Origin of the sequence: Bradyrhizobium macuxiense, assembly GCF_007993935.1 — a bacterium.
GTDB classification, from domain to species: Bacteria; Pseudomonadota; Alphaproteobacteria; order Rhizobiales; family Xanthobacteraceae; genus Bradyrhizobium; species Bradyrhizobium macuxiense_A.
Genome location: NZ_VITY01000001.1, coordinates 432944 through 454672, shown reverse-complemented (window position 1 = coordinate 454672; position 21729 = coordinate 432944). Strand labels below are relative to the sequence as shown.

The window sequence follows — 21729 nt, the reverse complement described above, 5'->3', positions numbered from 1 at the left end:
CAAGGTTCAACGACGCAGCCGTGCCCAGGCAATCAGCGAAAGAACACCCGTGTTCCGGCCGGCCATCGCGGCTTGTCGCTCACCGGGCTTGCCCCGATCTCCCACCCGACGCCGCCCCAGAGCACGTCGACGGCGCCGAGCTCTCCGGCGATATCGCGGACGTAAAACACATTCGGCTTGGAGCTGATCTCGAGGGAGCCGCCGCTGCCGTTGGGCTGCTGCTGCAACGCGCACCAGATATCAGCCAGTCGGCTCTCGTGGCCCTGACCGAGTTTGGCCAGGATCTCGTTGTCGCTGGAGGTCGCGCTCAGGACGTAGGATTGCAACGATGCGCCGCCGCCATCGTCCTCGACCTTGTTCGCGAAGCGCTTTGCGAAGGTCGCGCCCAGCCAGGAGATCTTGACCGGAGCGCTCGACGCGATGTCTTCCTTGAAACGCTCTTTCGCGATGAATTTTTCGACGTGAGGTATCGCCGAGGTCGACGACGGATCGGATGGTTCCACGGCTTTCGGCTGCAGGGAACATGAGACGCGGTCAGCGCCGACAGCCGATTGGCCAGCTTTCGTATCGTCCGCGGCGACGCCAAAACCTTGTACTGCCAGAAGGAAGATCAGCGACAGGGTAAGGCTTGGCTGACGCATCTTGTTGTCCCTGTCTCCGCTGTGTTCGCGGAGACAAGGTAAACCACACCTTGTAGATGTAAATTAAAGATCGTGTTTCTGGTTAAGGATAAAAAGTAAGCTCAACTAAAACGAGAATTTGAATCAAATGCTCTCCGGCGCGCGGAACCCGAATGTTGCTCTCGGCCGCCACGTCCAAAGCGCGATGAGATGTCGCGCTTTGGATTCTTGCTTAAGCATGATCTTTTCGGAAAGCCGCTTCGCAGTTTTCCGGATCATGCTCTAGACGCGGATGTCTCGCCCGGACAGCAGCAGCGGAGGATTCTCGCGCAGCACCGTGCCCGTCGGCAAAGCGCGGCAGCATCTTGCCTGCGCGCGCAGCGGATCGCTCCAGCTCCAGCGCACACGCCACGACGGATTGTTCGCGTAGGCCGGAATGCGCCAGACCCAGATCGTTTCGTAAACGCTGTCTCCGAAGTGCTCGACGTCGGGCTTTGCTGTCGGCCACAACGCCGAGCCAGCAACAGCGAACGTCACTGCCACCGCGGTCGTGATCATCATCTTGCGCATCGCGTGTCTGCCTTTCTCGCCTGTCCGTGTTCCGACAACCCGCTCGTCCCAATGCTTCGACTTGCGATCCCGAATCCGTCAGGCCGACATCAGACGTCGAGATGCGCGCTCGATTGCGCACCTTGTGCTGCCTGACTCCTGGGGATTCGCATCCGGGTCGTCGGTCAATCCCGTGATGCCTGCTAGATCAAAGTGCTTGTCCGCAAACGATCGAGTGCAAGTAATGAGATCGTCATAAACGCAGTCGCTGGATGGTGGCAATCCGGATAACACCGGGAACTGGCGCTCAACAGGGCTCTTTCGGAGTACGACGTCCAGGTGCGCGTCGACCCCCGTAAAATCACGACATGCCTGCGAGCCTACGCCGCCATTGCCGACCACAGCAGCGCCGTGCCCGCCGCCAGCATGATGCCGTCCATGATCAGGCGGAACGATTCCGGCTTCATCTGCAGCACGAAGCGTTTGGCGATGAAGGCGCCGGCCATCAGCGAGGCGCCGGCGATCAGGCCCTTCAGTGCGATATCAGGCGTCAGCGCGCCGAATCGTTCGAACGTCACCGACTTGCTGACATAGAGCCCGAGCGAACTCGCCGCCTCGGTGGCGAGGAACGCGCCCTTGCTGAGGCCGTAGAACAGAAACAGCGGCACGCTGAGCGGACCGGTCGAGGCCACGATGCCGGTGAGATAGCCGATGAGCGCGCCGCCGATCATCAGGTGCCAGAGATTGGCTTTGAGCTTGTGTTTGGCGAGCCAGTGCCGCACCGGCACCATCGCGATCAAGAACACGCCGATCGCGATATCGACCGCACGCGACGGCAGTGCGAGCAGGGTGCGCGCGCCGAGGGCTGCGGCCGGGATGCCCGTGATCGAGTAGGCGAGGCAGGCACGCCAGTCGACCTCGCGCCACCACGCCAGGATGCGCGAGAGATTGGCCATCACGGCGGCGACCGCCATGATCGGCACCGCCTGCTTGGGCCCGTACTGATAGACCAGCACCGGCATCAGCATGATCGACGAGCCGGTGCCGACGATGCCCGAGATGGTGCCGGCGACCAGGCCGACGATCAGGACGAAGAGAAAGCCCACCTGTCCGCTCCGTGAGGTGTGATCGCCCATACCTCCGAGCAGCCCGACGGCGCAAGCCCCCGCGTCAGCCTCGGGCAAATCATGTCGATCTGGTGAATCGAGAACCATCCTCATCGTCGTCCCTGCGCAAGCAGGGACCCATACTCCGCGGCGGATGTGGTGGACGGGATTCGTCGTTCCGGCGTCGTTCAACAATGAGCATTTGTGGTTATGGGTCCCTGCTTTCGCAGGGACGACGTGGGGAGGGAGTCATGCCCCAGCCACAGCGTCATCGCCCGCGGCCCTCGGCTTGAGCACGGCTGCCTCTGGAATACTGGATCACCCGCTTTCGCGGGTGATGACGCCGAACAAGTTGAGACAGAACTCACCCGCATCATTTGCGACGGAGGTCCATCACTTCAACACCACCCACGCCGGCGCGTGATCGCTGGCGCCTTCCTCGCCGCGGATGTCGCGGTCGACGCCGGCCTTCTGAAGCCGCGCCGCGACGGCGGGGCTGAGCAGCAGATGATCGAGCCGCAGGCCCGCATCGCGCGGCCAGCGCTGGCGCTTGTAGTCCCAGAAGGTGAACATCTGCTGGTCCGGATGCAGCGTGCGGATCGCATCGCACCAGCCCTGGTCGACCAGCGCCTTGAACGCGGCGCGGCTCTTCGGCTGGATCAGCGCATCCTTGTCCCAGGAGCGCGTCGGATAGATGTCGAACGGCGTCGGCGCGACATTGTAGTCGCCGGCCAGCACCACGGGGACGTCCTGCTTGAGCAGCTTGGCGGCATGCGTGCGCAGCCGCTTGAACCAGGCCAGCTTGTAATCGAATTTCGGCCCGGGCTGCGGATTGCCGTTCGGCAGATAGAGGCTGGTGACGACGATGCCGCGCACCGCGGCCTCGATGTAGCGCGCTTCATGATCGCCGGCGTCGCCGGGCAGGGCGGTGCGGATCAGGACCGGCTCGGCGTTGCGCGCGAGGATGGCGACGCCGTTCCAGGTCTTCTGCCCCTGCCACACCGCGCCGTAGCCGGCCTTCTCGATCGCGGCTTGCGGAAACTCGGCGTCGCTGGCCTTGAGCTCCTGCAGGCTGACGACGTCGGGCTTGACCGATGTCAGCCAGCGCAGCAGGTTCGGCAGCCGCCGGTTGACGTTGTTGATGTTGAAGGTCGCGATCTTCATGCGCATTCGTGATCGCGACGATTGATGTCGTCAGGCGGACGGCAATGGCGGCGGCGCAGCTGGCGTTGCTGTCGGCAAGCTCGGCGGCGCGGCCGGTGCTGCGGAGGGCAAGACTGGCGGCGCCGCTTGCGCGGCGGCCGGCTCGCTCTTCTCGGCGACGGTGTCGCTCACGGCAACCGCGTCGCCGCCCTTGTAGATGCGCACGAAGCGGCGGCCGAGGCTGGTCAGCACCTCATAGCCGATGGTGCCGAAATGATGCGCCACCTCGTCGACCGTGATGCCTTCGCCGATCAGCGTTACCATGTGGCCGCGCCGCACGGCGTTCTTGTCGAGGTCGGTAACATCGACCGCGATCAGGTCCATCGAGACGCGGCCGGCGATCGGGCAACGCTTGCCGGCGACCATGACCTCGGCGCCGCGGGTGCCGTCATTGGCGCTGGCGGCGCGGAAATAGCCGTCGGCATAGCCGGCCGCGACGATCGCAAGCCGGGTCGGCCGGCGCGCAGTCCAGGTGCCGCCATAGCCGACGGTCTCGCCGCGATCGATGTTGCGGATCTGCACGATGCGCGCCTTCAGGTCGACCACCTGCTGCATCGGGTTGTCGGCCTCCGGCGTCGGATTGACGCCGTAGAGCGCGCAGCCGGGCCGCACCATCTCGAACTGAAATTGGGCGCCGAGGAACACGCCGGAGGAATTCGCCAGCGAGGCCGGCACGCCGGTGAACAGGCTCGCGATCTCGCGGAAGCTCGCAAGCTGTTTTGCATTCGCGGGATTGTTCAGGAGTTCGGCGGAGGCGAGGTGGCTCATGACCAGCGTGATGCCGTGGTCGCCGGCATTGATGCGCGGGATGATGCCCTGCGCCTCGCTCACGGTAAGCCCGAGCCGGTTCATGCCGGTGTCGATATGAATGGCGGCGCCGCCGGACCAGCCGGAGCGGCGGCAGAACACGTCCCATTCGGCGAGTTCGTTGAGATCGCCGATCACAGGCTTGCAGTCGATTTTGGCGTAGGCGTCGCCGGTCTGCTGGAAGAAGCCGCCGAGCGCGTACACGGTTGCCTGCGGAACGGCCGCGCGCACCGCGGCGGCCTCCTCGACGGTGGCGACGAAGAAGGTCTTGCAGCCGGCCTTGGCCAGCGCCCGCGACACCTGCTCGGCACCGCAGCCATAGGCGTTGGCCTTGACCACGGCGGCGCATTCCGCCGGTACCGCGGTCTTCTCGAGCTTGCGCCAGTTGGCGATGATGGCGTCGAGGTCGATGGTCAGGATGCCGGTGGCGGCCGGATGCGCCGCCAGCAGATTGGCTTCGGGCGTCAGCTGCGATTTCGCGTCGGTCACGATGTTCATGGCGCAGTTGTACGCGGGGGGCTTGCGCCGTTCAACCGCGCCGCGGGATCATCAATAGGCGCGATCCGGAACCTGACCGTCGGGCGCGAGGTCGCCGAACCGCGTCACGCTGGCCTCGAAGTGCAGATCGACCGTGCCGGTCGGGCCGTGGCGCTGCTTGCCGATGATGACTTCGGCCTTGCCATGGGCGAGCCCCATTTCCATCTGCCACTTCTCGTGCTCGGGGGTGCCGGGACGCGGTTCCTTGTTCGCGAGGTAGTATTCCTCGCGATACACGAACATCACGACGTCGGCGTCCTGCTCGATCGAACCGGATTCACGCAGGTCGGACAGTTGCGGCCGCTTGTCGTCGCGGTTTTCGACCTGACGCGACAGCTGCGACAGCGCGATGATCGGAACGTTCAATTCCTTCGCCAGCGCCTTCAGGTTTGTCGTGATCTCGGTGATTTCCTGGACGCGGTTGTCGTTGCCCTTCTTGCCCGAGCCCTGCAGCAGCTGGATGTAGTCGATCACGATCAGATCGAGGCCCTTCTGCCGCTTGAGGCGGCGGGCGCGCGCGGTGAGCTGCGAGATCGAAAGGCCGCCGGTTTCGTCGACATAGAACGGCAGCGACTGCAGCTCGATCGAGCAGTCGCGGATCTTCTCGAAATCAAGCTCGGAGATGCCGCCGCGGCGGATCGAGCTCGAGGGGATGCCGGTGCGTTCGGCGAGAATACGGGTGGCGAGCTGTTCGCCGCTCATTTCGCAGGAGAAGAAGCCGACCGAGCCACCGTGGATCGCCTTCGTGGTGCCGTCCGGCTGGACCTCGCCCTCATAGGCCTTGGCGATGTTGTAGGCGATGTTGGTGGCAAGCGAGGTTTTGCCCATGCCGGGGCGGCCGGCGAGGATGATGAGGTCGGACGGCTGCAGGCCGCCCATGCGGGCGTCGAGGTCGCGCAGGCCGGTCGAGATGCCGGACAGCTTGCCGTCGCGCTGGAATGCCTTGGCTGCCATGTCGACGGCGATCGTCAGCGCTTGCGCAAAGCGCTGGAAGCCGCCGTCGTAGCGGCCGGTTTCGGCCAGGCTGTAGAGCTGCCGCTCGGCGTCCTCGATCTGCGCGCGCGGGGCGAAATCGACCGGCGCATCGTAGGCGACGTTGACGATGTCCTCGCCGATCTGGATCAGATTGCGCCGCAGGCTCAGGTCGTAAACGGTACGGCCGTAATCCTGGGCGTTGATGATGGTGGTCGCTTCGGCGGCGAGGCGGGCGAGGTATTGGCTGATCGTCATCCCGCCGATGTCGGTATCGGCCGGCAGGAACGTCTTCAGGGTGACGGGGGTCGCGACCTTGCCCATCCGGATCAGCGAGCTCGCGGTCTCGTAGATCGTCTGGTGCAGCGGCTCAAAGAAATGCTTCGGCTCCAAAAAGTCCGAGACGCGATAGAACGCGTCGTTGTTGACCAGGATCGCGCCCAGAAGGCTCTGCTCAGCTTCGATGTTGTGCGGCGCACTCCGATAGGTCGGGGATGCGGCATCGGGCGCGAGCTTGTGGACGTTCGAATCAATCAAGGCCATGGACGAGCTTATTCTTCTGATTTCGTCGTTACTGAGATTTTCGGCTGTGGGGCGGCGATCAAGCGCCAGCCCGGCGCGAAGCGAAAGGTCGGATGTTTCTTATGCACGATTCACACAACGCGATGTGGGAATCCGGGATCGCCGGATGCATTCCGCTTGACGGGGTTTTGCCCGGAGTCGGGCGGAAGGCGGCCGGTCCGCGATGGCGTTGGCAAAAGTTCGGCGCGCCCTGAACCTTTTTTGCGGTTAGCGCGCCCTATCAGCAGCGAGGTTGGTGCTGGCCCCGGCTGCTCAGACCAGAATGAGGAAAGCCAGCGCGATCAAGGCGGCGGCCACGCCAGTTGCGATCAAGGCGTAATCGGTCACGAGGTCGCGCTGCGGGTCCAACATCGTCTGATGCGTTTCTCGGGTCATTCCGGACCACTACGACAGCCCGGAACGGACCTCTGTGAAGCAGATCACATCTGCCGCATTTTCTTTGCGGCAGCTTCGCGGGAACGACCCGGCGGATTCCGGGTTGTCCTCGCTCAGGGAAGATACGGGGTCGATGGCTCACGAGTTTCAGACAGCACGATCAGGGCTTGGCCGAGCGGGCGGTGCGGACCGCCGCTGGCTGGCGGCGCTGGTCGAAGCGATGGAGCAGGCGGCCCGTCCAGAGATCCGGAATGTTCCCTGCGATGCGAGGCTGGTTTCCGCCGCCGTCGCGCATCTGGCGCGTCCGGCCCCAAGCTTCGCCCATTGCGGGTCGGCTTTCAGCCTGCGCAGATAGCAGCACCATTTGTCGCGGATTTACTCGCCGGCGAGTTGCAGCCGGGGCTTTGCGGCGCCGGCTTCCCTGAGCCGCAGCCGGCCTTCCTCGCGCCCGATATAATCGCGGGTCATCGGCACGACGCCCTGGCGCTTGGTGAGCTGCAGCTGGAAGTTCATCATGTTCTGGACGCGGAACGACATCTCCGAGGCCGCCAGGTAGAACTCCCACATCCGGGCAAAGGTCTCGTCGTAGAGCCGCACGGCTTCCTCGCGCCGAGCCATGAAGCGGTCGCGCCAGGCCTTCAGGGTCTCCGCGTAGTGCAGCCGCAGGATCTCCATGTCGCAGATCAGCAATCCGGCCTTCTCGATCGCCGGCATGACCTCGGAGAGCGCCGGAATATACCCGCCGGGGAAGATGTATTTCCGGATCCAGGGGCTGGTGACGTCGGGACCGGTCGAGCGGCCGATCGAGTGCAGCATCATGACGCCGTCGTCGCTCAAGAGCTCGGCGCAGCGCTTGAAGAAGGTTTCGTAGTAGGCGACCCCGACATGCTCGAACATGCCGACCGAGACGATGCGGTCGAACGGGCCGGGGATGTCGCGGTAATCCTGCATCAGGAAACGGGCCGATTTCGCCAGGTTCCGCTCCGCCGCCCGGGCGTTGGAAATCTGCAGCTGTTCGGTCGACAGCGTGACGCCGGTGACGTCGGCGCCGCTCATCTCGGCGAGATAGAGCCCGAGGCCGCCCCAGCCGGAACCGATGTCGAGAACGCGCTGGCCGGGCGTGATCAGGAGCTTTGCGGCGAGGTGGCGCTTCTTGGCGAGCTGGGCGTCGTCCAGCGTCGCGTCCGGCGTCTCGAAATAGGCGCAGCTGTATTGCTTGTCCGCGTCGAGGAAGAGGGAATAAAGGCGGCCGTCGAGATCGTAATGGCGGGCGACGTTGCTCCTGGAGCGGCCGCGCACATTGATCTGCTGGGCGCGCCGTCCGAGGAAGCGCAGCCAGGCCTGTAATCTGGCAAAGTTCGGCAACATGGCTGCCTGGCCCATCAGGACGGCCAGCACGTCGGCGATGGTGCCTTGCTCCACCACGAACGTGCCGTCCATGAAGGCTTCGCCGAGGTACAGTTCGGGATCGATCAGAATGCGGATTTCGGCCGCTCTGGACATGAATTGTACGGCGACCGGAACTCCCGTGCCGTCACCACAGCTGAATTGAGCGCCGCTCGCGGTCGTGAACGTGATCGAACCACGGCGGATGAAGCGCCCCAAGAAGTATCGCAACAATCGGTCCATCGAAACACCAACGGAACGGCAAGCTGCACACCGACACCACCGGAGCTGATCACTCCAATGTGTCCCCAACCTCAAGATAAGCAGGGAATTAAAGGCCGCTACTGCGTTGGCGTCAAAGCCGATATTCCAAAATGTGACAATTGCGTGGATGCGTCATGCGCGCGCTTCCATTCGCGTGATAATCGGCTACAAGGTGACCGCCGCGGCCGATCCATGAGGCGCAGGCGGCAATTTTTCCGGAATTTGGAGACTTAAGGAATGTTGAGCCGAGCCCTCAGTCTGGCGACGGTGGCGCTTCTGATTGGCCTGTCGGCCGGATCGGCGCGTGCGCAAAACCTCGAGGCCGGCAAGAGCCCCTCCCAGATTTTCGGGAGCACCTGTACAGCCTGCCACAAGAGCCCGCGCGGCCTCCTGAAGACGGTGCCGGCCGGTTCGCTGCCCGGCTTCCTGCGCCAGCACTACACGACGTCGAGCGACATGGCCGGCGTGCTGTCGTCCTATCTGATTTCCAACGGCGCCAACGATCCGCGTTACCAGGCCAAGGATCAGCCCAAGGGCTCCAAGCAGGGTGCGAGGGACGGCCGCCAGGAGGCGAACCAGTCTCCGGACCAGCCGGCCGAGCGTCCGTCTCGCCGGCAGCACCAGGGTGCAGTGCCGCAGGAAGGGGCCAAGGAAGGGGCCAAGGACGGGGCTAAGCCCGACGCCGACGGTTTGAATCCCGAAGGACGTCCCGCTCACCGCGGCAAGCGCATGGCGCGCCCGAGCGAGACGCCGGAGGGAGCCAAGCCGGACGACGGCCAGACCCCGCAGGCTGCCGGCGAGGGCAGGCCGTCGCGGCAGAAGCATGGCCGTCGCGGCAAGCCGGTCGAGGAGCCGAAGTCCGACGAGACGCCGAAGGGCGAGTCCGCGGGCGATGAGCCCAAGGCCCAGACGGCCGTGAAGCGCGAAGACAAGGGCGAGGCCGAGAAGCCGGCGGCCAAGCCTGCAAGTCAGCCCGACGCGGCCAAGCTCGATGCGCCGAAGAGCAGCGAGCCTTCTGCTGTGCATAACGACCCGGTTCCGCAGGTCACTCCGGCGCCGGCCTCGTCCGAGCCGGCCGCTGCGGCTTCTCCCACACCGGCACCCGCTGCGCCGGTGACCGCGGCCGCACCTCCGCCTCCGCCACCTCCGCCCCCGACGACGTCAGGCTCCGGTACGCCGGAAGCGCCAAGCTCGAAGTAACTGCCGACGCCGGGCCTCTGAGGTCCGGCGTATTCATTTGACTGCCACTAGAGTAACACTCTAGAGTGTTGATCTAGTCAAGGATACGTCGAGGAGACGCAGTGAGCACGGCGCGCGAAGATCTGCTGGCGGCGGGACTGGCGGTGTTCGACCGAGACGGTTTCGAGGGCGCGACGGTGGCCGAGATCCGCTCCCGCGCTCGCGCGTCCAACGGCAGCTTCTTCCACTTCTTCACCTCGAAGAAGGAGCTCGCCGGAACGTTGTTCCTGGAGATCCTGCAGGCCTATCACGCCGCCATCATCACCTCGGTCGATGAGACCTGCGGCGCCAGCGAGGGCGTCGCGCGGCTGATCCACGCCCATCTCGACTGGGTCGTGACCTCCAGGCGCGAGGCGCGATTCCTGTTCGAGATTTCACGCAGCGAGTGGAGCGCGGAGGTGCGCGGCGCGCAGCGCGCCGAGAATTCCAGGCTTACTGACGGCATCGAGCGCTGGCGCGCGCCGCTGCTCGCACGCGGCGAATTGCTGCCGATGAGCGCTGTGCTGTTCTTCAGCCAGATCATCGGGCCGGCGCAGATCTTCTGCCGCGCCTATTTGTCGGGCCGCCAGGGCGGCGATCCGCGCGAACAGGCCGAGACGCTGATCGCCTGCGCGATCCGCGCGGTGGTGGCGCCGGGTGCGGCGGAGCGAACAGGAGGGACGTCATGAACGAGAGCGATCCGGATTTTGCGCCGATCGAAACGCGGATCCGCGACAATGTCGGCCGTCAGGGTTTTATGGGTCTGGTCGGTGCTGAAGTGGCCGAGCTATCGCGCGGATCATGCACGCTCGCGGTCGATCGCCGGCCGGAACTGTTGCAGCAGCACGGCCTGTTTCACGGCGGGGTGACGGCGTTCCTGGTCGACAATGCCACCACGATCGCGGCGGCGACGTCGCGCGGCCAGCCGGCGCTGACCGCGGAATACAAATTGAACCTGCTGTCGCCGGCATCGGGCGATCGGCTGATCTGCCGCGCGCGCGTGATAAAGCCCGGACGTCAGGTCGCCGTCGTTGCAGCCGATGTGTTCTGCATCATCGACGGCAAGGAGAAGCACACCGCGACCGCGCTGGCATCGATCGCGATGCTCGACGATCACGCGGCGGCACGAATCCAAAGCCCGGCCTGATGGGGCCGGGCTTGGTCGCGTGTGGTCGGTTGGACGATCGCGAGAAGCTTACTTCTCTTCGGCAGCCGGAGCCGGCGCGGCTTCGTCGTCGTGCTGGGCTTCCGGATCGAAGAATTCGCCGGCGGCGGCGAGCGCTTCGGCGGCAGCGTCCTGGTCTTCCTGGCGGGTCGAGATGTCCTCGCCGCGCTTGATACGCTCGGCCTCCTCGGCGGAGCGGGCGACCGTCACGGTGACGCTGGCCTCGACCTCGGGATGAACGGCGATCGTCACCTTCTGCGCGCCGATCACCTTGATCGGCGAGTCGAGCCAGACCTGCGGACGGGCAACCGTCACGCCGTCGGCGGCGAGCGCAGCGACGATGTCGCGCACCGTGACCGAGCCGAACAGCTGGCCGGACTCGGAGGCCTGGCGGATGATGATGATGTCGCGGCCGTCGATCTTCTCGGCGACCACGCTGGCTTCGCCCTTGGCCTTGATGTTGTTGGCCTCGAGCTCGGCCTTCATGCCGTCATACTTGGCGCGGTTCGCCTCGGTGGCGCGCAGCGCCTTGCCGCGCTTCAGCAGGAAATTGCGAGCGAACCCGTCCTTGACGCGCACGACTTCGCCCATCTGGCCAAGCTTGGCGACGCGTTCGAGCAGAATGACTTCCATTTTCGTTCTCCTTTAGATGCTAAGTACAGTTTTGAGTGGTTGGATCGAATCTCACTCCGCCGGCAGAGGCGGCGGTCTCGTTTGCAGATAGCGCTGGCGCAGTCCGAACACGGCATCGGCGATGCCAAGCGCGGTCATCAACAGGATCAGTCCGCTAAAAAGGAACATGAGGACGTAGGTGGAGGCGAGCCAGAAAACGCGATTGCTCGCCGACAGGGTCAGGATGTGCAGGACCGCGAAGCCGACGATCGCGTACGCGAGCAGCAATGCCATCGCGATCACCGTTGCAAACATCGCGACTGTCCCGCCGACAAAGCAGAAGGCGATCGCGGTCGCCATGATGACGAGCGTGATCGGCGGCAGCGCGACGCTTCGCAGATCGGGCCAGGGCCGATGAAACCGTCCGGATGTCCTCGCGACCCTCGCCGCCAGCCAAAGGTTCAGCGTCAGCCAGAAGATTACGTTAACCGGCAGCGCCACCGGGGCGAGGAACGCGAACAGTTTCGCGAACTGATCGATTTGCTCGGCCGTCAGATTACCGTCCGTTCCGCGCATGGCCTCGCGCAACAGCTGTCGTACGGTCTCGGCAATGCTCTGGGCGTCCGTGCCAAACACCAGAAGGATGGCGGTTGCCAGGAGAATCGCTATGACGACGATCCAGACAAGGATCCGGTCAACTGGATACCATTCCAGATCGGTTGGGTTGCCCACAAGTGCTGTGGTGGCGACTGGTCGACCGAGCAGGGCCAGGTGACCGAGCCACACGGCCGGCAAGAACACAGCTAGCCCGAATCCGATGCTGTGCGACCAACCGAGAACGATCGCCATTGCGCCGGTTGCGGCAATTCCGCCGACGGCGGCGGCGACCGGGCCCCAGCCAAGTCCAACCACCATCAGCGGCAGCGGAGCAAAATAAGCGAGCGGCAACGAAATTGCCGCGCCCGAACTGATCGAGGCGAACATCAGCGCCGACGCCGCGCCGGCCGCAAGTGCAACAGTGAATATCGCGATCATCAGCTGTCCCGCCCCCTTTGAGCGGTTAGGGGTCCTGCTTCGAGAACCCCAACCATCGGCGACCGGACGACCCGGAAGCCTTATGAGAAAGAAGCGGCCGGCGGCGCGTGCCGCCGGCCGGAAACGATTACCTGATCACGTAAGGCAGCAGGCCGAGGAAGCGCGCGCGCTTGATGGCGCGGGCGAGCTCACGCTGCTTCTTGGCGGACACGGCCGTGATGCGGCTCGGCACGATCTTGCCGCGCTCGGAGACATAACGCATCAGCAGCTTGGAATCCTTGTAGTCGATCTTCGGCGCATTCGCGCCCGTGAACGGGCAGGACTTGCGACGACGGAAAAACGGACGGCGGGCACCAGCATCAGCCATGATTCATTACTCCTCGGTCGCAGCTTCTTCGTCGCGCGGACGGCGCGGACCACGGTCGCCACGGAAACCACCCTCGCGGTCGCCGCGGAAGCCGCCTTCGCGGTCGCCACGGAAGCCACCACCACGGTCATCGCGCTCGCGATCACGGTCGGCCTTGCGCATCATCGCGGACGGGCCTTCCTCGTGCTCTTCGACGCGCACGGTGAGATAGCGGATGACGTCTTCGTTGATCCGCTCCTGGCGCTCGATCTCGGTGACGACAGCCGACGGAGCGTCGATGTTCATCAGCACGAAATGCGCCTTGCGGTTCTTGTTCATGCGGTAGGTGAGGGAGCGCACGCCCCAGCTCTCGGTCTTGGTGACCTTGCCGCCGCCCTGTTCGACGATGCCCGTCATCTGGGCCGTCAGTTCATCCACCTGCTGGGTGCTCGCATCCTGACGCGCGAGAAAAACATGCTCATAAAGAGGCATGGTTGTCCTTTCCTGTGTTGGCGCGGGTTCCGGCGACAAGCCCTTCGAGACCTTCGGAAAGGACTCGAGCTGCTCAGAAGGCGGGAGCACGGGACGACGGGCCGACTGGCCCTGCCACATCAAAATCAACGGGTGAGTTTGCTGAGACCGTCCGTTCAGCTCCCGGCCGGAGCCCACGAATGGCGCGCTTATACGGATTTTGCCCGCGAAAGCAAGGGTTCTCGGCCGTCGGATTTGCGGGGAGGTCGTAGCCCTCAAGGCCATCAGGCGCAACTTTGCCCGGTTCCCTGTTGATTTCTTTGTTTGTATATCATACAAATATCTCAGGGAGGACGATCGATGGGTTCGGAGACCGCCAGCGGCATGTCTGCGTTCGATCCGAAGCACGCGGTCCGCGCGACGCGCTCGGCGGGGCGCAAGATGCGCTCGCTGCTGCTCGATGCCGCCAGCCGCCTGTTCAAGGAGCGCGGGCTCTCGGGCACCTCGATCTCCGATATCGCCGCGGCCGCGGACGCGTTTCCGAGCCAGATCACCTATTACTTCCGCACCAAGGAAGCGCTGTTCGTCGAAGCCGCCAGCCGCGACATGCTTTATCTGGCGCGCGCGACCGAGCAGGCCGCCCTGCAGGCGCATACGCCGCGCGAATACACCCACGCTTTGGCCGAGACCGTGACCGCAACCGACACGGTCGCCTTCTTCGCCGAGGCCCTGACCCTGACGCGGCGCCGGCAGGACCTCGCGCCCTTGGTCGAGCGCACCATCGAGCGTCTGCACAGCGAAGGCGCGCGCGCCTATGCGGGCCAGGTCGAACGGCACGGCTGGAGCTCGCTGCGCGCGCCGGAAGAGAGCTCGCGGCGGTTCTGGGCGATTGCGATCGGCGTGATCGTCGAAGGTTTCGCGATGGGCCGTGCGCCTGAGGAGATGTGCCGCGAATTGCTGCGCGCGCTCGGCGAGCAGGCAACGGCGACATCGACCAATGATGCGACGCGGCTGCGCCTGGTCGGTGATCGCGATACTTCACCTTCAACGGACGGGGAGACAAGCTCATGACCGCACTGCGCATGCGAGCCCGCGATTTCCTCACCGAGGACGAACTGGTGGCGGTGCGGGAGCGCACGACGTGGAAAGGCGTCGCGTTGATCGTGCACGCCTGGGTGCTGATCCTGGGCGCGATTGCGCTGGTGGCATGGTGGCCGAATCCGCTGACCTATCTGCTTGCGGTCGCGATCATCGGCTCGCGCCAGCTCGGCCTTGCCATCCTGATGCATGACGGCGCACACGGCTGCCTTTCAGCGGACGAAAAGACCAATCTCACGCTGAGCCAATGGTTCTGCGCCTATCCGATCTTTGCGGAAACCCGCGGCTATCGCCGCTATCATCTGCAGCACCATGCGCGGACCCAGCAGGAGGATGATCCGGATCTTGTGCTGTCCGCGCCGTTTCCGATCACCAAGCTGAGCTACCGCCGGAAATTCCTCCGCGACATCACCGGGCAGACCGGCTACCAGCAGCGCAAGGCGCAACTGCTCAATGCGATCGGGCCGAAGGAGTGGCCGCTGCCGCGGCGCGCCGCAAACTTCTGGCAGAAGCTCGGGCCGCAATGCGTCACCAACGCGCTGCTGTTCGCAGGCCTTACCGCGGCGGGCGTGTGGTGGGCCTATCCGCTGTTGTGGCTGGTGCCGCTCTTGACCTGGATGATGGTGATCACGCGCATCCGCAACATTGCCGAGCATGCGGTCGTGCCCGACAGCTCCGATCCCCTGCGCAACACCCGCACCACACGGGCCAATGTCCTCGAGCGGCTGTTCATCGCGCCGTACTACGTGAACTATCACCTCGAGCATCATCTGCTGTTCTACGTGCCCTGCTACAACCTGCCGCGCGTCCATCGCATCCTGAGCGGAAGCCGCTATGCGGAGCGGATGGAGGTGCAGCCGGGCTACGCCGCCGTGCTGCGGCTGGCGACGGCGAGGCCCGCCCACGAGGATCGTCCCGGGCAATTGGTCAACAGCGCCCGCCGGGCGCAGGCCGGCGCCAAGGTTAACGCCGACCAGAATGCCGGCGGATTCTAGGGCCGGACCGGTTCGGCATCCCCAGGGGTTCCGCCCACGCGGCTTGACATCGCGCCCCCCAACGGTGTCTTACGGCCCGGTCTGAGGCCGGTTGCACGACTTGGCGCAACGGTTGGCCCGGACCCGCTGTGGCGCGATTTGCGCAACGCGGATACCGTTTTCCCCTGCGGCAGGCGCGGCGCTTGCGCGGAGATCACGCTCAACAAGGTAGGGATCGCCGATGACGGCAGCATTTACGTTTCCCGGGCAGGGCTCGCAGGCGGTTGGCATGGGCAAGGCGCTGGCCGACGCCTTTCCGGTCGCCAAGGCGGTGTTCGACGAGGTCGATGCCGCGCTGGGCGAGAAGCTGACCGCGATCATCTGGGATGGTCCGGGCGAGACGCTGCAACTCACCGAAAATGCCCAGCCGGCCCTGATGGCGGTCTCGATCGCCACCTTGCGGGTGCTTGAGAGCGAAGCCGGCTTCTCGGTCGGCCGCAACGCGGCGTTCGTTGCCGGGCATTCGCTCGGCGAGTATTCGGCACTTGCCGCCGCCGGCAGCCTGACCGTCAGCGACACCGCGCGGCTGCTGCGCATCCGCGGGCTCGCGATGCAAAAGGCGGTGCCGGTCGGCGCCGGTGCGATGGCCGCGCTGCTCGGCCTCGATTACGAGGCGGCCGTCGCGGTCGCCAATGAGGCGGCGCAGGGACAGGTCTGCCAGGCCGCCAACGACAATGGCGGCGGCCAGGTGGTGGTCTCCGGCGACAAGGCCGCGGTCGATCGCGCGGTCGAGATCGCCAAGACCAAGGGCGCCAAGCGCGCGATGCTGCTGCCGGTGTCGGCGCCGTTCCACTGCAAGCTGATGCAGCCGGCCGCCGATGCGATGGCAGAGGCGCTGTCCGGCGTCACCATCAAGGCGCCCGCTGCGCCGCTGGTCTCCAACGTGCTGGCATCGGCCATCACCGATCCCGACGAGATCCGCCGCCGCCTGATCGAACAGGTCACGGGCACCGTGCGCTGGCGCGAGTCGGTTGCCTATATGGCAGGGCAGGGCGTGACGCGGTTCTTCGAGATCGGCGCCGGCAAGGTGCTGAGCGGCCTCGTCAAGCGCATCGCCGATGGTGCGGTCGGCGTGTCCGTCGGCGGTCCGAACGATATTGCTGCAGCCAAGGATGCGCTGGCAGCGTCGGCTTAAAGCCGGGAGGGGAATTCGATGTTTGATCTGACTGGCAAGACCGCGCTCGTCACGGGCGCAACCGGCGGCATCGGCGGCGCGATCGCGCAGGCGCTGCACGCGCAGGGCGCGACGGTGGCGATATCGGGAACGCGGCGCGAGGTGCTGGACGGCTTCGCGGCCAAGCTCGGCGAGCGCGTTCACGTGCTGCCGTGCAACCTCTCCAGCAAGGACGACGTCGAGGCGCTGGTGCCGGCGGCGGAAGCCGCGATGGGGCAGGTCGACATCCTGATCGCCAATGCCGGCATCACCCGCGACAATCTGTTCGTGCAGTTGCGCGACGAGGATTGGGACGACGTCATCGCGGTCAACCTGACCGCGACGTTCCGCCTGGCGCGCGCCGCGACCAAATTGATGATGCGCAAGCGCTTCGGCCGCATCATCGCGATCACCTCGATCGTCGGCGTCACCGGCAATCCAGGCCAGGGCAACTACACCGCGTCGAAGGCCGGCATCATCGGCCTGATCAAGACGCTGGGTGCCGAATACGCCAAGCGCGGCGTGACCGCCAACTGCATCGCGCCGGGCTTCATCAAGACGCCGATGACCGATGCGCTGAACGACAAGCAGCGCGAAACCATCCTGGCCAAGGTTCCTGCGGCGCGGCTCGGAACGCCCGAGGATATCGCTGCGGCAGCGGTCTATCTGGCCTCCAACGAGGCCGCCTACGTCACCGGACAGACGATTCACGTCAACGGTGGGATGGCCATGATTTGAGCTACTTGCCGGTTCTCGCAATGCGGCGAAAAGCCGTTTTCGGGAGCCGGTTCAGGCGTGTAGTCAAGGCTTTGGAAGTATGGTAGCTGAACCCCCCGTGGATGGGCGAAGAACGCCATTGCAGGATTTTGAAACCCTGTATATTGGCGTGGCGACGCCTGCCGTTCGCCGGGGCTTTAGTCGGCTACGACCGGGCCGAATCAAGACTATGCGCGACTGAGTAATCGAGACGACCACGATGGCTCGTATCGTCTTGGGGTCGGGTCCAATGGAACAACGAGGTTGAACGATGAGTGAGATTGGCGAGCGGGTTAAGAAGATTGTGGTCGAGCACCTTGGTGTCGAACCCGAGAAGGTGGTCGATAGCGCGAGCTTCATCGATGACCTCGGCGCCGACAGCCTCGACACGGTCGAGCTCGTGATGGCTTTCGAAGAAGAATTCGGTTGCGAGATTCCCGACGACGCGGCGGAGACGATCCTGACCGTGGGCGACGCGACCAAGTTTCTTGAGAAGAACGCGAAGAGCTGACGCCGATCGCGAAGTTGACGGGGCCGGACGGACCGCGATCGAGCGGTCCCCCGGCTTCTTACTATTAGCCGCGCATTGCTGGCCGGAGACGTGGAAATGAGACGAGTTGTCGTCACGGGGCTGGGCATGCTTACACCGCTCGGCTGCGGCGTTGACGCAACTTGGGCGCGCATCCTTGCCGGAGACAGCGGCGGCAAGAAGATCGACACCTTCGAGGTATCCGACCTGCCGAGCCAGGTCGCCTGCTACATTCCGCGCGGCGACGGCTCCAACGGCACCTTCAATCCCGATCAGTGGATGGAGCCGAAGGACCAGCGCAAGGTCGACGACTTTATCGTCTACGCGATGTGCGCGGCCAAGCAGGCGCTCGACGATGCCAACTGGCATCCGAAGTCCGATGAGGACCAGTTCGCCACCGGCACGATGATCGGCTCCGGCATCGGCGGCCTCACCGGCATTGCCGAGACCGCGGTGCTGCTAAAGGAGCGTGGACCGCGCCGGGTCTCTCCGTTCTTTATTCCGGGCCGCCTGATCAATCTGGCGTCCGGCTACGTCTCGATCGAGCACGGCCTGAAGGGTCCCAATCATGCGGTCGTCACGGCGTGCTCGACGGGCGCGCATGCGGTCGGCGATGCGGCGCGGCTGATCGCGCTCGGCGATGCCGAGGTGATGGTTGCGGGCGGCGCCGAATCGCCGATCTCCCGCATCGGCATCGCCGGCTTCTGCGCGGCGCGTGCGCTGTCCACCGGCTTCAACGACACCCCGGAAAAGGCATCGCGGCCCTATGACAAGGATCGCGACGGCTTCGTGATGGGCGAGGGCGCCGGCGTTCTCGTGCTCGAGGAGTACGAGCATGCCAAGCGGCGTGGCGCGAAGATCTACGCCGAGGTCACCGGTTATGGCCTGTCGGGCGATGCCTTCCACATCACCTCGCCGCCGCCGGACGGCAATGGCGGCTTCCGCAGCATGAGCATGGCGTTGAAGCGCGCCGGCCTTGCGGCGTCCGATCTCGACTACATCAACGCGCACGGCACCTCGACGCAGGTCGGCGACGAGATCGAGCTCGGCGCGGTCGAGCGTCTGCTCGGCAACGCGGCTTCGAAGGTTTCGATGTCGTCGACCAAGTCCGCGACCGGACATCTGCTCGGTGCGGCCGGTGCGATCGAGGCGATCTTCGCGATCCTGGCGATTCGCGATAACGTGGTGCCGCCGACCATCAATCTCGACAATCCGTCGGTGCAAACCGCGATTGATCTCGTGCCGCATACGTCGCGCAAGCGTGACGTGAATGTGGCGCTGTCCAATTCCTTCGGTTTCGGCGGCACAAACGCCTCCGTGATCGTGCAGCGCGTGACCAATTAGTAGGTCTTTAGAGCGTTTTCGAGCGAAGTGGGTACCGGTTCGCGTGAAGAAAACGCGTCAAAACAAGAATCCAAAGTCCCGTTCCGATTCAGTCGGAACGGGACTTTAGAACTAGTCCACCGTTTTGCCGTATTCCGCGGTGACTCCTAATAGCGGGCGTATGCTATTGGCAGGGCAGGGGTTTGTCCGGCCACGATTCAACCGGCAGGATATTGGTTTGCATCGATGAGTGAGAGGCCGCCCATTTCACCAAGGAGTCCACGTGCCGCGCTGGAGCCTGAACAGGTTCCGCCGCCGCCCAAGCGCTCGGATCGTGCCCGCAATCCCTTCGTGATCGTCGGCAATGCCATCTTCACCATCCTGATCATCCTGATGCTCGGCGCCGGAGCGACCTACTACTACGGCAAGCAGGCGCTGGAATCGCCGGGACCGCTGCAGGAAGACAAGATCGTCAACATCCCCGCGCGCGCAGGCAAGCGCGACATCGCCGACGTGCTGTTGCGCGAGGGCGTGATCAACGTCAATCCGTGGGTCTTCATCGGCGGCGTGTTTGCGCTGAAGGCGAGCTCCGATCTCAAGCCCGGCGAATATTCGTTCCAGAAGAATGCCAGCCTGCGCGACGTCATCGCCACCATTGTCGACGGCAAGGTGGTGCAGCACGCCATGACGATTCCGGAAGGCCTGACCTCGGAGCAGATCGTGACGCGGCTCTCCGACAACGACATCTTCACCGGCTCGGTGCGCGAGATTCCGCGCGAGGGCACGCTGCTGCCGGAGACCTATAAATTCCCGCGCGGCACCACGCGCGACCAGGTGATCCAGCGCCTGCAGCAGGCGCAGAAGCGCGTGCTCGCCGAGATCTGGGAGCGCCGCAACACCGACACGCCGCTGAAATCGCCGGACCAGCTGGTGACGCTGGCCTCGATCGTCGAGAAGGAAACCGGCCGCGCCGACGAGCGCAGCCGCGTTGCCGCCGTGTTCGTCAACCGCCTGCGGCAGCGGATGAAGCTGCAATCCGATCCGACCATCATCTACGGGCTGGTGGGCGGTAAGGGCACGCTGGGGCGTCCGATCAAGCGCAGCGAGATCACGCAGCCGTCGCCCTACAACACCTATGTGATCGACGGCCTGCCGCCCGGACCGATCGCCAATCCCGGCCGCGCCTCGCTGGAGGCGACGGCCAATCCGGCGCGCACCCGTGACCTGTTCTTCGTTGCGGACGGAACCGGCGGTCACGCCTTCACCGAAACCTACGACCAGCACGCCAAGAACGTCGCCAAGCTGCGCGCGTCTGAAAAGCAGATACAGAACGACACCGTCGAGCCCGCGGATGATCCGGCGCCTGCCGCCGCGGCGCCGGGGACGGCCGACACCAATCCGACGGCGACGACGCCGCCGAAGCCCACCAATCAAAAGAAGCCGCCGCGCAGCGGTCGCCAGGGCGCAGCCCAGCAGACCAATTCGCCGCCGGTCGTGCAGCGCTAAAGCGCGATGCGATCATCGCGCTTTAGCTTCTTGTTTGGGCATGATCTTTCGGAAGATCATGTTCTAGCTCTGCGTTTCCCGAAGGTGGACGTAATTCCACTTTCACGGAATCCGTTTTAAGGTCGTAACGCTGCCCACGAGTCTCGAAAGGCTCCGGGTTGGTCCCATATCCTTCTGTTGGAGAGTTTTACGCGATGGCGCTGTCGAGCATGACTGGCTTTGCCCGAAGCCATGGCGCAAGCGGTCCCTATACGTTCGAGTGGGAGCTGAAATCGGTCAACGCCAAGGGCTTTGACCTGCGCTTGCGGCTGCCGCCGGGCTGGGACGAATTGGAAGCCTTGGCCAAGAAGCGCGCCGGCGAACTGTTGTCGCGCGGCACGGTCTACGCCAATCTCACCGTCAAGCGCACCGATGCGGCGCAGGCGATCCGTATCAACGAGGACGTGCTCGCCGCCGTCGTGAAGGTCGCGGGCACGCTGGCGCAACGGATCGACGCGGTGGCGCCGAGCATCGACGGCCTGCTCGGTATCAAGGGCGTCATCGAGGTCGTCGAGCCCGAGAGTAACGAGGAAGAGGACAAGGCGGCGCGCGAAGCCGCGGCGATGGCCTTCGAGCAGGCGCTCACGAGCCTCGTCGAGATGCGCCGCCGCGAGGGCGATGCGCTGGGCCAGATCCTGATGCAGCGGATGGACGAGATCGAGAAGCTCGCCAAGCGCGCCGAGACGGCGCCCGGCCGCAAACCCGAGGCGATCAAGGCCCGGCTCGCCGAGCAGATCGCAGCGCTGCTGGAGACCTCCGATCGCTTCGATGCCGACCGGCTGAGCCAGGAGGCGATCCTGATCGCCACCAAGGCCGATATCCGCGAGGAGCTCGACCGCATCGCCTCCCATATCGGCCAGGCGCGCGAGATGATCGGCAAGGGCGGTCCGGTCGGGCGGCGGCTCGACTTCCTCGCCCAGGAGTTCAACCGCGAGGTCAACACCTGCTGCTCGAAGTCGAACGACGTCGAGCTGACCAACACCGGCCTCGAGATGAAGAACGTGGTCGAGCAGTTCCGCGAACAGGTCCAGAATCTGGAGTGA

Annotated in this window: 22 protein-coding genes; 11 read left to right on the top strand and 11 right to left on the bottom strand. The window is 64.8% G+C overall.

The window, feature by feature from the left end:
- Positions 1 to 32 precede the first annotated feature (32 nt).
- The 7 genes from FBZ93_RS02190 to FBZ93_RS02155 all read right to left on the bottom strand — a co-directional run bounded on the left by FBZ93_RS02190 (position 33) and on the right by FBZ93_RS02155 (position 8380).
- Entirely contained in the window at positions 33 to 503 is a 471-nt protein-coding gene (locus FBZ93_RS02190; protein WP_246667328.1) for a hypothetical protein, read from the bottom strand.
- Between the two features lie 399 nt (positions 504 to 902).
- Positions 903 to 1190, bottom strand: coding sequence for a hypothetical protein (locus FBZ93_RS02185; RefSeq protein ID WP_146984339.1), 288 nt, complete (start codon positions 1188 to 1190; stop codon positions 903 to 905).
- A 359-nt stretch (positions 1191 to 1549) separates the two neighbouring features.
- Complete coding sequence (locus FBZ93_RS02180; protein WP_146984338.1) at positions 1550 to 2275, bottom strand: sulfite exporter TauE/SafE family protein; 726 nt, start codon at positions 2273 to 2275, stop codon at positions 1550 to 1552.
- 393 nt (positions 2276 to 2668) lie between these two features.
- Positions 2669 to 3439: an exodeoxyribonuclease III gene (gene xth / locus FBZ93_RS02175; protein WP_146984714.1), complete on the bottom strand. Its 771-nt coding sequence runs from the start codon at positions 3437 to 3439 to the stop codon at positions 2669 to 2671.
- Between the two features lie 30 nt (positions 3440 to 3469).
- Positions 3470 to 4783, bottom strand: coding sequence for an alanine racemase (alr, locus tag FBZ93_RS02170; RefSeq protein WP_146984337.1), 1314 nt, complete (start codon positions 4781 to 4783; stop codon positions 3470 to 3472).
- A 51-nt stretch (positions 4784 to 4834) separates the two neighbouring features.
- Complete coding sequence (locus FBZ93_RS02165; RefSeq protein ID WP_050425454.1) at positions 4835 to 6337, bottom strand: replicative DNA helicase; 1503 nt, start codon at positions 6335 to 6337, stop codon at positions 4835 to 4837.
- Between the two features lie 789 nt (positions 6338 to 7126).
- A complete protein-coding gene (locus tag FBZ93_RS02155; protein ID WP_146984336.1) occupies positions 7127 to 8380 on the bottom strand; it encodes an SAM-dependent methyltransferase in 1254 nt (417 codons plus the stop codon).
- Positions 8381 to 8638: 258 nt separating this feature from the next.
- On the opposite strand from FBZ93_RS02155, the gene FBZ93_RS02150 reads away from it, so the two are divergent.
- The 3 genes from FBZ93_RS02150 to FBZ93_RS02140 all read left to right on the top strand — a co-directional run bounded on the left by FBZ93_RS02150 (position 8639) and on the right by FBZ93_RS02140 (position 10766).
- Positions 8639 to 9601 carry a hypothetical protein gene (locus FBZ93_RS02150; RefSeq protein ID WP_146984335.1) on the top strand — a complete coding sequence of 321 codons (963 nt, stop codon included), beginning with the start codon at positions 8639 to 8641 and terminating at the stop codon, positions 9599 to 9601.
- Positions 9602 to 9702: 101 nt separating this feature from the next.
- Positions 9703 to 10308: a TetR/AcrR family transcriptional regulator gene (locus tag FBZ93_RS02145; protein WP_146984334.1), complete on the top strand. Its 606-nt coding sequence runs from the start codon at positions 9703 to 9705 to the stop codon at positions 10306 to 10308.
- A complete protein-coding gene (locus FBZ93_RS02140; protein WP_146984333.1) occupies positions 10305 to 10766 on the top strand; it encodes a PaaI family thioesterase in 462 nt (153 codons plus the stop codon). Before FBZ93_RS02145 ends, FBZ93_RS02140 begins: the two co-directional genes overlap by 4 nt.
- A 48-nt stretch (positions 10767 to 10814) precedes the next feature.
- Here the strand turns inward: FBZ93_RS02140 and rplI are convergent, their stop codons facing one another.
- From rplI to rpsF, 4 genes are all read right to left on the bottom strand, one after another.
- A complete protein-coding gene (rplI, locus tag FBZ93_RS02135; protein ID WP_146984332.1) occupies positions 10815 to 11417 on the bottom strand; it encodes a 50S ribosomal protein L9 in 603 nt (200 codons plus the stop codon).
- Positions 11418 to 11468: 51 nt separating this feature from the next.
- Positions 11469 to 12431, bottom strand: a complete 963-nt coding sequence (locus tag FBZ93_RS02130; protein WP_146984331.1) for a DUF2232 domain-containing protein — start codon at positions 12429 to 12431, stop codon at positions 11469 to 11471.
- A 127-nt stretch (positions 12432 to 12558) separates the two neighbouring features.
- Positions 12559 to 12798 (bottom strand): 30S ribosomal protein S18, encoded by a 240-nt coding sequence (rpsR, locus tag FBZ93_RS02125; protein WP_016844287.1) that lies wholly within the window; start codon positions 12796 to 12798, stop codon positions 12559 to 12561.
- Positions 12799 to 12804: 6 nt separating this feature from the next.
- Positions 12805 to 13269, bottom strand: a complete 465-nt coding sequence (gene rpsF, locus FBZ93_RS02120) for a 30S ribosomal protein S6 (RefSeq protein ID WP_028335160.1) — start codon at positions 13267 to 13269, stop codon at positions 12805 to 12807.
- A gap of 339 nt (positions 13270 to 13608) precedes the next feature.
- Here rpsF and FBZ93_RS02115 point away from each other — a divergent pair, with 339 nt between their 5' ends.
- The 8 genes from FBZ93_RS02115 (at position 13609) to FBZ93_RS02080 (ending at position 21729) form a co-directional block, all read left to right on the top strand.
- Entirely contained in the window at positions 13609 to 14319 is a 711-nt protein-coding gene (locus tag FBZ93_RS02115) for a TetR/AcrR family transcriptional regulator C-terminal domain-containing protein (RefSeq protein WP_146984330.1), read from the top strand.
- Entirely contained in the window at positions 14316 to 15341 is a 1026-nt protein-coding gene (locus FBZ93_RS02110; RefSeq protein WP_146984329.1) for a fatty acid desaturase family protein, read from the top strand. Before FBZ93_RS02115 ends, FBZ93_RS02110 begins: the two co-directional genes overlap by 4 nt.
- 220 nt (positions 15342 to 15561) lie before the next feature.
- Complete coding sequence (gene fabD / locus FBZ93_RS02105; protein ID WP_146984328.1) at positions 15562 to 16515, top strand: ACP S-malonyltransferase; 954 nt, start codon at positions 15562 to 15564, stop codon at positions 16513 to 16515.
- Between the two features lie 18 nt (positions 16516 to 16533).
- Positions 16534 to 17271: a 3-oxoacyl-[acyl-carrier-protein] reductase gene (gene fabG, locus FBZ93_RS02100; RefSeq protein WP_024581467.1), complete on the top strand. Its 738-nt coding sequence runs from the start codon at positions 16534 to 16536 to the stop codon at positions 17269 to 17271.
- Positions 17272 to 17560: 289 nt separating this feature from the next.
- Positions 17561 to 17800 (top strand): acyl carrier protein, encoded by a 240-nt coding sequence (locus FBZ93_RS02095; RefSeq protein ID WP_002716125.1) that lies wholly within the window; start codon positions 17561 to 17563, stop codon positions 17798 to 17800.
- A gap of 96 nt (positions 17801 to 17896) precedes the next feature.
- Entirely contained in the window at positions 17897 to 19162 is a 1266-nt protein-coding gene (gene fabF / locus FBZ93_RS02090; protein WP_146984327.1) for a beta-ketoacyl-ACP synthase II, read from the top strand.
- A gap of 225 nt (positions 19163 to 19387) precedes the next feature.
- A complete protein-coding gene (gene mltG / locus FBZ93_RS02085; protein WP_146984326.1) occupies positions 19388 to 20647 on the top strand; it encodes an endolytic transglycosylase MltG in 1260 nt (419 codons plus the stop codon).
- A gap of 194 nt (positions 20648 to 20841) precedes the next feature.
- The gene (locus tag FBZ93_RS02080; RefSeq protein WP_146984325.1) at positions 20842 to 21729 is read left to right on the top strand and encodes a YicC/YloC family endoribonuclease; all 888 of its coding nucleotides are present in this window, start codon (positions 20842 to 20844) and stop codon (positions 21727 to 21729) included.